Below are 12,919 nucleotides of genomic sequence, written 5' to 3' on the forward strand. Positions count from 1 at the left end.
ATGTTAGTCATGAGTGGATAATATTTCAATAAATTCATTAACAGAATTTAATATTGCTATGAGTGAAATGCAGAGAACTGTTCCAGTGATATCTTCACAGCAGAAATTCAACGCTATTCTGGTTGCTGCTTTATGCGTTATCACTGCCGGCAGTTATGTAACCCTATCAGGCTTGTTGACGTCACAGCTAATTGAAGAGCTCGGCTGGTCGTCCCTCAATATAACCTTTGGCATCACCGTCAATATGATCCTTTATGGTGCGACAGCACCATTCGCCATTCATTTGATGGAAAAATACGGAATCAAAAAAATTGTCATACTAAGTCTTGTGACACTTTGTGCAGGTGCATTGGTGTGCACAATAAATTCAAAAATAATCTTCAATCTTGCCTGGGGTATTTTAGTGGGGCTGGGGTGTGGCGTATTAACGATGTCATTTGGTGCGCTCTTTGCTCGTTCCTGGTTTGAGAAAACGGGCCTGCCGACAGGTATATTGACGGCTTCCTCGGTTACCGGTCAATTTGTATTACTACCCATGTGGGCAAAGCTAGCCAATGAATTTGGCTGGCGAGCGCCGTTAATCGGCTGCATTGTCTTAACCCTAATCACATTGTTGGTGATATGTTTGCTGCTGAATGAGAGGCACTCGGCGGTTAGAACGGTGACTGCTTATAATATTAAGCCGAATAGTACATTTGCAGATGTCTTTATTAACTTAAAAGGGTTCGTAAAGAATAAAAAATTTTGGGTAATCGCATTAGCGTTTGGAATGTGTGGCGCCACTACGAATGGCTTGATGTGGAGTAGTTTTACGCCGGCAGCAACGTTAGAGGGGATATCGGTAGCGGACGCATCTTATTTGCTATTGATAGTAGGCGTTTTAAATATTCCAGGTACGATTGGGGCCGGATGGCTTTCAGATAGAGTCAATAAACAAGCATTGCTAGCGGTTATCTTCTTTTTGCGTGGCGCGAGTTTGATTTGGCTACCCTTTATTTTATCGCAACCCGTTGGATGGGAGCTGATAGCCTTTGCCGTCGTGTTTGGTGTATTTGATGTTGCAACGGTTCCTCCTGTGATTAATTTGTGCAACCACATATTTGGTGATCAAGGGCCTTCGGCTTTTAGCTGGATCAACGTGGCTCATCAGGTAGGCGCTGGGTTGGTTGCTTTTTTAGGCGGGTTAATTGCCTTTATGACGGGATCATATTTTGTGTTGTGGTTTATTGCAGGCGGGATCTGTTTCATTGCTGCTTTGATTGTACTTAGTCCTTATCATGGCGAGAACTAAAAAGTCCGCTCGTTAAACTACGAACAGCCCTTTTTAAGGTATGCTTTTCAGCGGAAATGGCGACTGAGAAAAACACCATGACGAGGATGCTTCCCCACCGTCTGCTGCTTGCCGCTGAAATGCTCTTGTTGGCACTGCCTATTACGCTCCTTTGCGGGTTGCTTGGTGTGGGGGTGGTACTTGCCAACGCATTCCCCTGGTGGGAGCAGATGCTGGTCATCCACTTCGTGCTGTTGGGCTTGGTGGGGATGGCTGGCCTTTGGCGGGTGGCGCTGGCGACGATATGGCCGAGTCAGCAGCAGCGGCCGGCTTACAATGCATGGTGGTGGCACGCGGCTTGTTTGGGGGCTGGGTTATTGGGTGTTTCGTTGCTGCTTTATGGCTTGATTGCGCTGGGCTGGGAGCCGCCCGAGTGGGTCGTCGTCATGGCGACAGGCGTGTACACCATGCCACTGTTGGTGCCATTTCTGCATGTTGCCTACTGTCGGCGAGTGTTTATGTCGGCTAAATAGACCTGCCTTTGATCCCGTGTTGCCACTCACGATTTAAGTGATAGATGTTGAGGGCAATAATTTTTGGATAAATTTGCTGTATGGGTATACAGTTTTATGGGAGAATTATACTTGGCTAATTAAGGGATTGCGCTAGCAATGCGTTGGCCGCAACAAAATGGAGGCAGCAGTCGATGAAGGATCAACAAATACAGATATTCACCAGCGAAGACGGTCAAGCACAGCTGGAAGTGGCGCTGGAACAGGACACTGTCTGGTTGAGTCAGGCACAGATGGCAGAGCTTTTCGGCAAAGATCTGCGAACGGTTAACGAGCATATTGGCAACGTGTTCGCAGAGGGAGAACTGGAGAGAGAAGGAACTATCCGGAAATTCCGGATAGTTCGCCAGGAGGGTAAGCGTCAGGTTCAGCGTGAAATAGACCACTACAATTTAGACGCCATCATCTCGGTTGGCTACCGAGTGAAATCTCAGCGTGGTGTACAGTTCCGCAAGTGGGCGACCCGCGTCCTGAAAGACCATCTGGTTCAAGGCTATACTCTGAACCAGCGACGCCTAACCGAACGCGGTATCGAGTTTGAGCAGGCGGTGAAACTGCTCAGCCAAACCCTGACCAATCAAGGGTTGGTATCTAACGAAGGCGAGGCCGTCGCGCGTGTTATTAGCGATTACGCACGTTCTTGGAGCTTGTTGCAGGGTTATGATGAACAGCAGTTAGCCGAGCTAAACATCAAGCAGCCTGATATGCATTCGTTGGAGGTGGAAGAGGCGTTGAAGGCGATTGGTGAGTTAAAGCAGACGTTAATCGCCAAAGGCGAGGCAACCGAGCTGTTCGGTCAGGTGCGAGGTGACGGTTTGACATCGGCCCTGGCCACCATTGAACAGGGCTTTGGCGACGAGCTGTTTTATCCGAACGTGGCCACCCGCGCGGCGCATTTGCTTTATTTTGTGATCAAAAACCACCCTTTGGCTGATGGAAACAAGCGCTGCGGGTCGTTTCTGTTTCTTTGGTACCTGCGCCGCAATGCGGCCTTGCTGGCCCGGCCCGTTGAGCAACTGATCAACGACAACACCTTAGTGGCGCTGGCGCTGCTGGTCGCAGAAAGTCAGCCGGATCAGAAAGCGCTGATGATTCGGCTGATCGAGCATTTTATACTGCTTAAAGAGCATTAATGGCTGGTGCGCCGCCAACGGGCGTAATTGCTTGATAGCCACTTAATCCCCGCTATAAAAGCGGGGGCTTTGCTGATTAAGCCTCCTCAATCCCATCCACAATAAACACGCGGTAATCGGCCCCCTGGAAGCGGTGCTGGCGGGCTTCATGGTAGGCGGGGCTTTGGTACCAGGCGCGGGCGGCGGCCATATCGGGGAAGCGTAAAATCACCGCGCCTTCCATGGCGCTGCCTTCGAGCACTTTAAAGTCGCCGTAGAACGCGAGCGGTTCAGGGTCGTGGCCTTCGCGGGCGGCTTTGGCCTTTTCGCTGTAGCGCTCCATTTCGTCAGTGTCGTGGGTGTGTTCTTTGATCATCACCACATAGGCGGTCATAGGGCTTTCCTTCAGTATTTGAAATGAGGGTGTCCAGAGCGGCTTAGGCCATGGCTATCGGCTGTATGTAGGCCTGTTGATAATACCGTTTATCGGCAGGGTCAAGGCCGTTACGGCGTCGTTTTTGCCCATAGGGTTTTCAGCGGGCCGCCTACCGGGTCGCTTTCGGGCATCGCCACGCTATCCACGCGCGCCTGCGCCGCTTCCAGCTGTGTCGGGTCGCCGCGCTCTATCGCCGGCTTTTGGCTTGGTGGGTAGGCGCCTACCATGCAGAAATCATCGTCCGCTTCCAGGCTGGCATGCCCAACGCCTGCGGGCAGCACCAGCACATCGCCTGCGCAAAGCATCAGTTCGCGCCCGTTAGGGCCACCCAGCCTTGCGCGGGCTTGTCCGCGGAAGATGCCCAACGCTTCATGGGCGGTGGAGTGGAAGTGGTCGAAGTCATACAGGTGGTAGCGCCACGCCGGCAGCCAGCCATGGCGCTTGAACATGGCTTCGAACGAGGTGGCACGCTCCTCTGGATTACTGGTGTCAATAACGCTGCGGTAGATCAACACCGGCAGTGGGGAGTTGGGGTAGCCGGTCGCTGCATCGCTGTCGAGATGGAGTCGTTCGGGCTGGGGGATCGACATCCTGGCCTCCTCGTTGGGGGTGTGCTTTTCAGCATGGTTTTTAGCCTAGTTTTTAAAAAACAGTTTTAAAATAGCTTTGAGCACACTCTTTTGCATCGCCGAGCTAACCGATAACAGGCTTGCTGCGTGTTTTATCGGTTACTGCCCAGCAGCGTCTCCCAAGTTTTCTGTTCGATTGCCTTGATAGCATCAGCCGGTATCATATCGTTGATGTTGTCCATCATTACGCCCTTTTACCGCGAGCTTCTATGATCCAATCTAAAACGCCCTTCATTGTGGTGCTGAGCCTGGCATTGACCATGATGCTGGGTCCGTTTTCCATGGATACGTACTTGCCGGCTTTTCCAGTTATTGGTGAATCGCTGGGGATCTCTCAGCAGGCGGTATCGCTGAGTGTTTCAGTGTATGTACTCGCATTGGCGCTTGGCCAGTTAATCGGCGGTGCGCTTTCAGACCGCTTCGGGCGCCAGCGGGTGTTGATGAGCGGGCTGGCGATTTTTGCGTTCTCAAGCATCGTCATTGGTATGGCGGATTCTTTGAACACGCTGCTCGGCGGGCGGGCCGTTCAGGCCCTTGGCGCCGGTTTTACCCTGGTATCAGTACCTGCGCTGGTGCGTGACCGGGTGGCGGGCCGCGACGCCGCGAAACTGTTCTCGATGATGGGCTTTATCATGGTGCTGGCACCTGGCATTGCGCCGGGCGTCGGCAGCGCGATTCTGGCGCTGGGTTCCTGGCACTATATCTTTTTCGCCTTGGCGGTATACGCGTTACTGCTGGTGCCGTTGCTGGTGCGGGTGATCTTTACCGGCACGGGCAAGGTGTCTCGAGCGAAAAGCCCTAAGATGAGCCTGCTGGCGCGTTACAAGCTGGTACTGTCGACAAAGCCAGCCTTGCCGTTCATCGTTTGGCAGGCCGCGTCTTTTTCTACCCTGATGATGTTCATCACCTATGCGTCATTTATCTATCAGGGGCACTTCGGCCAGTCGCCCTCGGCTTTTTCGATGCTGTTTGCGGCGAATATCGTCGCGATGCTTATCTTTAATATTATCAATCGAGTGTTGCTTTCCAGGCTACCGTCACTGCGTATCCTGCAGTTGGCAACGGGCTGTCAGGCAGTGGGCATAGTATTGCTGGTGATGGCTGCTTTTATGGAGTGGCCTCAATACGCTTTCCTGCCCGCCATGATGCTGGCCATCGGCTCGATAGGGGCGATCTCGCCGAATATTCAGGCGTGCTTTTTGGAGTTCTTTCCCACCAGTGGCGGGACGGCCGCAGCGCTTCTAGGCGCAGCACAGTTCGGTGTCGCCGGGCTGCTGAGCGCATTGTCCGCCATGTTGCCGCATACGCTTGAAGCGGTCATTCTGGCCATGGCCGCCTGTGGCTCGGTGGCGTATCTGATGCTTGCCCGCTCTGTCATCAAAGGGCGTGCAGCTGTCGAGGCGTAGTGAGTTAGGCGGTATTCTCCTGTCGTGACGGTGGGTATGGAAACATTGCTTACCTTTGACACCGCCGCCTGAGTCAGTGCCACGAGAGCGCTGGTTCTCTCAAGCGCCGCCTACTGATCTCAATGAGAACCGTACATAGCAATGCGGCTACTGCGGTGGCATGAAAGGCATAGCTTGTGCCCCAACTGGCAGCGACAACGCCACCCATCAAGGGCCCTACCACCTGGCCGATATACTGGAAGGATGTTGATATTCCCATCACACGTCCAAGGCTCCCGGCATCGGTGTATACATGTTTGAGTGCTGACTTAAGGCAAGGCAGCACGCCTCCCAGGGCCAGTCCCATCGCGAAACGGAGCCCCATTAGTGTATAAATATCCCTAACAAAGGCTTGAGGAATGATCAGCAAGGCACCTATTGCGAAACCATAAGCGGCAACGCGCATAGAGCCATAACGATCAGCCAAACTACCAAGCATAAGAGAGGAGAGTAGGCTTCCCAATGCGGTGATAGACAGGACAATGCCTGCCGCTGAGGTTGTCTCGAAAGGGGCATGATACATGCCGCCCACAACGCTATAGATGATGGGCTCGATCGACAGGTTGGCCACCAGCACCCCCATGGTCGCTATCAGCAGTGCCCAGATACTGAAATCGAAAGGAGCAGCGTGCGCTGTAGACTCTCCACGTGCTCTCTGCGGAGTATGCTTTTCCTTGACCAGAAAAAAGGTTGAGACAACATTGAAGAAAATCATGCCGCCAGAAATGAAGAACGCCTCACGCATGCCGACATGGGCCGAGATAAAACCTCCCAGCATGGGGCCAGCCAAACTTCTATAGAGCAGGAAACCTTTACCTGGGAGGACGGCAGTCAAGAGAGTGTTGCCGAGGCGTATGTGCGCTTATGTGCACCCGCCAATGTGACCGGGCTACCCGCGCTGACCGTGCCGTTCGGTAAGGATCATCAAGGGCTACCGATAGGCGGGGTGGTTCAGCGTCGTCGAGTGTTGCAATTATGAGCAATAGATAAAAATAAATGATTATGATTGGCATTAGTACTATTGACTCCGCGTTACCCCCTTTGGATACTCTCCCGGCCTTTTAAAAGAAAACCATAAGGCGAGCAGGGCAGGTTTATTCATTTCAAGGGGTCTTCAACATGACTGATAGCAGTAGCGCAGTTCGGCGCAACGCAAGTTGGTTACGGTGGCAGCAGACCACTACCGCCATTCTGTGCGGCACGACGTTGGTGGCTATTCCCATGATCGGGAACGCCCAGGAAACCGGCGAGAGCAGTGAAGATAATGAGGGCTATCGCCTTGCTCCCATTATCGTCAACGCGCAGGCAATCGCCGATGACAACGCGAACACGATCGTGGCCCGGGAACTGTGGATGGGTGGCAAGGTCGCGACCAGCATCCAGGACACCCCCGCTTCCGTCTCGGTCATCACCGAAAAAGAAATCGAGCAACGAGATGCCGATAACACCGAGGAAGTCCTGCAATATACGCCCGGCATCCTCACCGGCTACTGGGGTACCGACAACCGCAACGATTACTACAAAATTCGCGGATTCGACGCCACGACCTACCGCGACGGGATGACACTCGGCTCGATGCGCGGCGTTCGCGAGGAACCCTACGCCTACGAACGTGTCGAGGTGCTGCGTGGCGCCAACTCCACCCTGTTCGGCCCGGCGGCCCCCGGTGGCTCGATCAACTTCGTGAGCAAGCGACCAAAATTCGAACGCTTTGGCGAAGGCTACCTGGGCTATGGCTCCTTCAATCACAAGGAGGCCGGTATCGATGTGGGGGATACGCTGGATGCCGACAAGACGCTGGCCTATCGCTTCACCGGCAAAGTCCAGGACAGCGACCGCGAATACGATCACTCCAAAAACGACAAGCAGTTCTTCATGGGTGGCCTGACCTGGGAGCCGACGGCGTACACCACCGCGACTGTCATCTTCGACTATCTGAAGCGTGACAACACGCCCAACAGCGGCGGCTATCCGTTCGATAAGGAATATGACCGCAGCAACTTCTTTGGCGAGCCGGATTACAACTTTCACGCTGTCGATCGATCCAGTATTACCGGGATGCTCACCCATGATTTCGATAACGGTTTGACCCTGCGCGGCAACCTGCGCTACAGCGATCTGACTGACGACTACGGTTACGTCTATATCACTGACAATCTGGCACGAACCGGCACGCTAGTCGACCGGGGCTATATTGGAAGAGATAGAGAAGCTCAGGAATTGATCGGCAACGCCATCCTGCAATACGACACGAGCTTTGGCCCGGTCGACAGCAGTACGCTGGGCGGGATCGAGTATAGCGATGTATCCAGCAAAACCACGTCCGTTTACGCGCCGGGAGATCCGATTGATGTCTCGAACCCCGTATATCAAGGCGCCCCGAGCAGCCTGACCCCCTATAGCGCCAATGACCAGGACAACAGGACTCGGTCGGTTTTCCTGACGCAGAATCTGTCCTTCTATGACCATGTCATCGTCACCGCGGGCGTTCGCAATGACTCAATGGATCTCTCCAGCAAGGACCTCACGGGAACCACTGCCTCCGACGACGTCTCGGAGACCTCGTACCGAGGCGCATTGACTTATAAATTCAACGACGAGCTTTCCACCTATTACAGCTATGTGGAATCGATTGCGCCCCCAGCCATCGGCGTCAAACCCGAACGCGGCAAACAGCACGAGCTTGGCGTGAAATATGCCCCGGAGGGGATGAATGCCCTGTTCTCGGCAGCCGTTTATGAGCTGAACAAGGACAACGAGAGTATCGCGGTTGTACAGGATAACGGCTCCATCGAGCAGGAAACCGTCGGCGAATCCCGTGTGCGCGGCTTCGATCTGGAAGCCAAGGCCGAACTGACCGACAACCTGAGCCTGACCGGCGGCTATTCCTATATGGATCAGGAAGTGATTCGCGGCACGCTGAGCGATGGCACATCAATCGAAGGGAACCAGTTCGCCACTGCCCCGAAGCAAACCATTTCGTTGTGGACGCATTATTCTCTACCGGATACGGGGATGAGTTTCGGTCTGGGTGCGCGCTATGTCGATTCCTATTATTTTGATGCCGCCAACACCTCCAAAAGCGAGTCGGCAACGCTCTTCGATGCGTCCTTCGGTTACCAGTTCGTCAAGGATACCGATCTGACCGTCAACGTCAGCAACCTGCTCGACAAGCAGTACGTGGTCAACTCCGGTACGGCGGATTTCTATAATCAGGGCCGCGAAATCAGCGCGAAAGTGAGCTATCGCTGGTGATGTAATTTCGCCGATACCCCAGAGGTGCAACAATCGCAAAACGCCCCGACTTGGTTCGGGGCGTTTTGGTATCGCGTTTTCAATCACCCAGTGCGCTTTAGGATGTTTAACAGCAAACATTTTTTGGTATTTTATTTGTATGGATGCACAGGTTTAGTTGCGGTTTATACTTAGCTGTAGAGTTCCTGATGATCAAATGAGTTATAGAAGTTATCCTCTATTGACCGCTAGAGAGCTTCTATAGCAATTCATCTGGGAGCAGGCCTATGGACATCAAACTGCATAAGCAAGCGGCCACGACACCCAAAATCCGTGCTGAGATTCAGGCAGCACCTGCCCATATCAGTGATAGTGAATTGGCGCACCAGTTTATCGTGACTGATTCGACGATCCGGCGCTGGCGGTACCGTGTCGCGTGGTGCGGTTGAGCAGCTTAATCGCCAGGTGCGCCTCAAGGTCGGTGACCAGTTTGCTGATGGTCGAGCGGGGAAGCGCCAACTGCTCGGCGGCCTGACTAAATGAGCCGGTTTCCACCACGCGTACGTAGGCGCGCATTGCGGTAGTTGGTTCATGGCCTCTCACCCTGTGGGGTCTGTTAGTGGTCATTTGCTTGGTGCGATGCCGTCCATCAGTCTCCGGCTACCTCGCGTATATTATCGAGGAGTTCACTAAATGCGCTGCTTACCTGGAATGGCCGGGTAGACGGGCGGGGCGTTGGGTTACAAGCAGAAAAATGACGCCATCGGCGGCGGCGATGATTCAGCTGTTCAAGGCGAATCCCGGCAGCAGCGCCTCGGCCTCGAAAGCGATCAGCCATTCCGGTTCGGCAAGGCCATGCACAATTAACCAGGTAGCCGCCGGTGGCGCGCTGGGGAAGCGACGCTTCAGCGCTTCCATAACCACTTGCTGATCGTAGCGGGCGGACTCAGCCAAGTAGATTCTCAGCATCACCACCCGCGAAAGATCGCCATCGAGGTTCAATAGTAACCGCTCGACATTGTCCAGTGCCGCCTCGGTTTGTTCGGCCAGCTCGGGCCCCGCTAGATGGCCTTGGGGATCGACCCCTACCTGGCTGGACATCAGCACCCGGCATCCGCCCTGAACCAGCACGGCCTGACTGTGGCCTTCTACCAGGGTATCGGGCAGGTTGGTCGGATTCAGGGGTTGGCGCCTTAAGATTTGCATAGCAACCTCGTTGGTAAGCTGATGGTTATCACGCCCAATCGATCCATTGGGCGTGATGCTCTACTGAGCGCTTTTAAATACATCGCTATCATTGGCATCGCTCGCTCTGCTTAGCGTCATGGCCAAACCGGGATGGGCGTTGTGGGCCGAAAGCACCCAACCGTGTGCCATGGCAATCTCCTGGCAGATGGCCAGCCCCAACCCAGCGCCATGGTCGCGTCGATGCGCGCCACGCCAGAAACGAGAGAACAGCAGAGACATCTGTTCTGGCTCGACGCCAGGCCCCTGGTCACGCACGGTTATCGTATTCTCCTGGATCTCCATGCTGACGAGAGTCTGCTCAGGGGCATGCTGGATGGCGTTCTCCAGCAAGTTCTTGAGCAGAGTGAAGCATGCCCCGCGATCAGCCTCCCATGTCACCTCATCGTCGGCGGCGAGTACCGTTAAATGCACGTCGGCGGACTCCGCCATGCGTTGCAAGTAGGTGGACGCTTCGTGGGCGATGTCGTGCATACGAACAACGCTAAACTGGTAGTTGTGCGCCTCGCTCGCTTCGGCCAGAAGTAGCAGTTGTTGCACCTGACGTGTCATGTACTCGACATCGCTCAACAGCGCCTTCCGGTCATTACGCCCTTCCTCAAGGAACTCGACCTGCCCGCGGATCAGCGACAGTGGCGTTTTTAACTCGTGGGCCGCGTGGCCGAGAAACTCCTGCTGCAGGCGATAACCCCGCTCGAGACGTTCCAGGGCGTGATTGAAGCTATCTACTAGTGGTGCAATCTCCGCGGGTACGGCTTCCGTATTTAGCCGGGCGTCAATGGAGCGCGGCGAGATAGCTGCCGCCGATTTGGAAACATCGCGCAACGGCTTGAGGGTGTAGCGCAGGGTAATATAGGCGCATAAGCCGAAGGCGATGAAAAGCACGAGTCCGAACAACGCCACGGCAGCGACCACCTGCGGAAAGGCCACGGTATAGACGACTTCCAGGAACCTCGCACTGACCACGAATTGCAGATACCACCTTCGCCCCTCATGCTCGAGTGGCTGCGTGGCGCCGTAGAAAGTTTTTCCCTCATGCTCGAAAGTGAAATTGCCGCGTGCCAGCCGAACAAGATCGCCGTCGGCCGACCAAAACTCCTCTCCTGAACTCGAAAAGACGGCCACGTTTCCGGCTTCATCTAAAATCCGGTAAGCCGTTTCGCGCTGCGGGCCCTCGTATAGCCAGGCGCGGTCCTCCAGACTCGAGTCGAAACCGACGGGCCGGCCACGACTGTCGAACTCGATATTGTCCACCAGCCCCTCGGCCGCGTCGGCCAGGTCCATACGAGCCAGTAGATCGCTCTGAAGCACCACTGCTGCAGCAATTACCAGCAGCGTGATACTCAGCACCATACCCGCCACATAGGCCAGCAGCACCTTCAGCCTCAGGCTATTGAGCGTCATCCGCTTGACGAAGCGCATACCCCATTCCTCTGACGTTGGCGATCCGCTGGCGCGAGCCGATGGCAAGCAGCTTTCGGCGTAAACGGTGCAGGGCGACATCCAGGGCGTTCGGTGTCACCGCCTCACTTAGTCCCCAGGCCGCTGCTTCCAGCGCGCTGCGGCGAACTACGTCATCGTGCTTGTGTAACAGCAACTGCATGATGTGCATCTCCGCCGGGGCGAGGGTAATGCTTTTGTCGCCGTTGAACAGAGCGCCGCTTTCAATATGTAGTCTCAGGTCACCATGACTGGGGTCGATGGGGTGGAACTCCGCAGGGCGACGCAGCAAGGCGCGAACCCGAGCCACCATCTCGTTCATGGCAAATGGCTTGGGCAGGTAGTCGTCGGCGCCGGCTTCGAGGCCTTCTACCCGGTCATGCAGCGCATCGCGTGCTGTTAACACAAGGCAGGGCACGTTAAGCCCCGCGTTGCGCACCTTCTTGAGCAATACAAGCCCATCGCCATCTGGCAAGCCACGATCGAGCACCAGCGCTTGATAGGGCATCTGCTGGATAGCTACCCAAGCAGAATCGATGCGGTCGACCACATCCACGGCGATACCCGCGGCCAACAGCCCTTTGCACATCAAGTGGGCTAGCCGGTCGTGATCCTCGATCAGCAGTATGCGGCTCATCAGAATGTATAAAGATAGCCAACTAACACGGCGTTTTGGGTCGAGCGGTCCACCAGCGGGCTATCTTTGATTTCGTCTGCCAGGCTCGTGAACTCAACACCTATCAGCACAGAGTGATGCTGGTCAAACTGGTACACGCCGCGCACCCCCGCCTCGAGATTGACACCCGATTCCCCTGAATAGGCAGGGCGATCAAAGCGAACCTCACTATCGCGAACACCGAAGTAGTAATCGATGTTCTTGTCGTCCTGCCAGGACGCCCCTACGTATGGGGTTAGCATTATATGTTCGCCGAAATCCCACGTTCTCTCCAGGCCAAGATCTAAGCGCTGCCCGTCGCTGTTGCCGGAGACGTCGGTGAGCCATTCGGCGCTGACCTCGAACAGCTCGTTTTCCCACGCCACGTTGGCCCCCGCCCAAAAGCCGCCCTCGCGCTCACTCATGCCGTTGAGAATCCGGGCATCGCCTTGCTCGTAGCCGCTTTCATCATACTCGGCGACGATACCGAAATTGAGCTGTTGAGAGTCGCTGATGACAAGACTCGGCAGTTTAAATTCGATTTCCGGTCCGAAGACACTAATGTACCGGTTCTCGACCAGGAACAAGGGAAATGGGGTGTTTTCCCTGTCGATACCGGCATAGGGATCCTGTTCGCTCATTGCGCCTAAGCCCAATCCCCAAGTGGTTTCGTCTGAATTTTCTTCATCTGCGAATACCAATGGAGACGCCATAAAAAAACCACTAATAAGTGTGGCTGTTGCCATCCTCTTAGTGGAGAGCTGAACGGTTGGAAATAGCGACTGATGAGAACCCATGATTGCACTCCTAGCATGGTGTGAAAGTGAGAGTGATATGACAGTGCCATCATCAGGAGGATTGTCTTACGCGTTTCTTACTGA

Annotated in this window: 14 protein-coding genes and 1 pseudogene; 7 read left to right on the forward strand and 8 right to left on the reverse strand. The window is 54.7% G+C overall.

The genetic code is table 11. From position 1 onward, the window contains the following. The first annotated feature begins 13 nt into the window (after positions 1-13). From BLR97_RS09725 to BLR97_RS09735, 3 genes are all read left to right on the forward strand, one after another. Positions 14-1,291, forward strand: a complete 1,278-nt coding sequence (locus BLR97_RS09725; protein WP_139172929.1) for an MFS transporter — start codon at positions 14-16, stop codon at positions 1,289-1,291. 77 nt (positions 1,292-1,368) lie between these two features. Next, positions 1,369-1,803, forward strand: coding sequence for a hypothetical protein (locus tag BLR97_RS09730; RefSeq protein ID WP_139172931.1), 435 nt, complete (start codon positions 1,369-1,371; stop codon positions 1,801-1,803). Positions 1,804-1,976: 173 nt separating this feature from the next. Further along, complete coding sequence (locus BLR97_RS09735; protein ID WP_089705623.1) at positions 1,977-2,975, forward strand: virulence RhuM family protein/type II toxin-antitoxin system death-on-curing family toxin; 999 nt, start codon at positions 1,977-1,979, stop codon at positions 2,973-2,975. A gap of 76 nt (positions 2,976-3,051) precedes the next feature. Here the strand turns inward: BLR97_RS09735 and BLR97_RS09740 are convergent, their stop codons facing one another. Together BLR97_RS09740 and BLR97_RS09745 are read right to left on the reverse strand one after the other, a co-directional pair. Then, a complete protein-coding gene (locus BLR97_RS09740; RefSeq protein ID WP_089705626.1) occupies positions 3,052-3,348 on the reverse strand; it encodes a DUF1330 domain-containing protein in 297 nt (98 codons plus the stop codon). Between the two features lie 110 nt (positions 3,349-3,458). Next, positions 3,459-3,980, reverse strand: coding sequence for a cupin (locus BLR97_RS09745; RefSeq protein WP_089705629.1), 522 nt, complete (start codon positions 3,978-3,980; stop codon positions 3,459-3,461). 248 nt (positions 3,981-4,228) lie between these two features. Between BLR97_RS09745 and BLR97_RS09750 the strand changes: the two genes are divergently transcribed. Then, positions 4,229-5,425, forward strand: coding sequence for a multidrug effflux MFS transporter (locus BLR97_RS09750; RefSeq protein ID WP_089705632.1), 1,197 nt, complete (start codon positions 4,229-4,231; stop codon positions 5,423-5,425). A gap of 73 nt (positions 5,426-5,498) precedes the next feature. On the opposite strand, the gene BLR97_RS09755 is transcribed toward BLR97_RS09750, so the two are convergent. Next, positions 5,499-6,242, reverse strand: coding sequence for an MFS transporter (locus BLR97_RS09755; RefSeq protein WP_089705635.1), 744 nt, complete (start codon positions 6,240-6,242; stop codon positions 5,499-5,501). Here BLR97_RS09755 and BLR97_RS09760 point away from each other — a divergent pair. From BLR97_RS09760 to BLR97_RS19940, 3 genes and pseudogenes are all read left to right on the forward strand, one after another. Beyond that, positions 6,216-6,443: an amidase family protein gene (locus BLR97_RS09760; RefSeq protein ID WP_089705638.1), complete on the forward strand. Its 228-nt coding sequence runs from the start codon at positions 6,216-6,218 to the stop codon at positions 6,441-6,443. The genes BLR97_RS09755 and BLR97_RS09760 overlap by 27 nt on opposite strands. Before the next feature lie 140 nt (positions 6,444-6,583). Then, on the forward strand, positions 6,584-8,719 hold the full coding sequence (locus BLR97_RS09765) for a TonB-dependent siderophore receptor (protein ID WP_089705641.1): 2,136 nt from the start codon (positions 6,584-6,586) through the stop codon (positions 8,717-8,719). Between the two features lie 266 nt (positions 8,720-8,985). Then, positions 8,986-9,129: pseudogene (locus tag BLR97_RS19940) on the forward strand (IS481 family transposase); the annotation flags it as partial. Here BLR97_RS19940 and BLR97_RS09770 read toward each other — a convergent pair. The 5 genes from BLR97_RS09770 to BLR97_RS09790 all read right to left on the reverse strand — a co-directional run bounded on the left by BLR97_RS09770 (position 9,089) and on the right by BLR97_RS09790 (position 12,751). Continuing rightward, positions 9,089-9,325 carry a helix-turn-helix domain-containing protein gene (locus BLR97_RS09770; protein WP_340147939.1) on the reverse strand — a complete coding sequence of 79 codons (237 nt, stop codon included), beginning with the start codon at positions 9,323-9,325 and terminating at the stop codon, positions 9,089-9,091. The pseudogene BLR97_RS19940 and the gene BLR97_RS09770 sit on opposite strands and share 41 nt — an antisense overlap. A gap of 153 nt (positions 9,326-9,478) precedes the next feature. Next, the gene (locus BLR97_RS09775) at positions 9,479-9,904 is read right to left on the reverse strand and encodes a Rid family hydrolase (RefSeq protein WP_089705644.1); all 426 of its coding nucleotides are present in this window, start codon (positions 9,902-9,904) and stop codon (positions 9,479-9,481) included. Positions 9,905-9,964: 60 nt separating this feature from the next. Continuing rightward, complete coding sequence (locus BLR97_RS09780; protein ID WP_089705647.1) at positions 9,965-11,365, reverse strand: sensor histidine kinase; 1,401 nt, start codon at positions 11,363-11,365, stop codon at positions 9,965-9,967. Continuing rightward, positions 11,334-12,020, reverse strand: a complete 687-nt coding sequence (locus tag BLR97_RS09785) for a response regulator transcription factor (RefSeq protein ID WP_089705649.1) — start codon at positions 12,018-12,020, stop codon at positions 11,334-11,336. The genes BLR97_RS09780 and BLR97_RS09785 overlap by 32 nt, the downstream gene beginning before the upstream one ends. Next, complete coding sequence (locus tag BLR97_RS09790; protein WP_244511274.1) at positions 12,020-12,751, reverse strand: MipA/OmpV family protein; 732 nt, start codon at positions 12,749-12,751, stop codon at positions 12,020-12,022. Before BLR97_RS09790 ends, BLR97_RS09785 begins: the two co-directional genes overlap by 1 nt. Between the last annotated feature and the right edge of the window lie 168 nt (positions 12,752-12,919).

It is taken from the genome of Vreelandella arcis, assembly GCF_900103865.1.
GTDB classification, from domain to species: Bacteria; Pseudomonadota; Gammaproteobacteria; order Pseudomonadales; family Halomonadaceae; genus Vreelandella; species Vreelandella arcis.